Origin of the sequence: Wenzhouxiangella limi, from assembly GCF_010499265.1 — a bacterium.
GTDB lineage: Bacteria > Pseudomonadota > Gammaproteobacteria > Xanthomonadales > Wenzhouxiangellaceae > Wenzhouxiangella > Wenzhouxiangella limi.
Map to the genome: position 1 here is coordinate 1 of NZ_JAAGSC010000010.1, position 453 is coordinate 453.

Annotated in this window: 2 protein-coding genes; both read left to right on the plus strand. The window is 58.5% G+C overall.

Features of this window, described 5'->3' with window-relative positions; all coding sequences use genetic code 11:
• The first annotated feature begins 18 nt into the window (after positions 1-18).
• Positions 19-162: an ammonia-forming cytochrome c nitrite reductase subunit c552 gene (locus tag G3I74_RS16265; RefSeq protein ID WP_420823056.1), complete on the plus strand. Its 144-nt coding sequence runs from the start codon at positions 19-21 to the stop codon at positions 160-162.
• 100 nt (positions 163-262) lie between these two features.
• Positions 263-453: NapC/NirT family cytochrome c (locus tag G3I74_RS00090; RefSeq protein ID WP_203594414.1), on the plus strand; the 191-nt coding region annotated here is incomplete at its 3' end.

Below are 453 nucleotides of genomic sequence, written 5' to 3' on the forward strand. Positions count from 1 at the left end.
CTGACCCGGCTCCAGCAGATTCACCGCGAGGCGCAGTTCTACTGGGACTTCATCTGGGTCGAAAACAGCAACGGCTTCCACAACTGGGATGAGGCCCACCGCGTGCTCGACAAGGCCGAGGCCCTGATCAACGAGGGCATGGGCGTCCTCGACAGCGTCTGATCATTGAGCAAGTTGCGGGCCGCCGCCTCGAGTTTCGGGGTGGCGGTTTTTGATGGCCACAGCATTTCTGATTACCTAAAACAAGGAATACCGCGCAACCATGAACTGGCGAAAAATCTTCAAGCCCAGCGCCAAGCTGTCCATTTTCACGCTGGTTATCGGTGGCGCGGTGTTTGGCGCAATCGCGTTCTATGCCGGCCAGACCACGCTGCATGCGACCAGTACCGACGACTTCTGCATGACTTGCCACAGCAATCACTCGCTGCGCGACGAGGTGCTGGAATCGGTGCA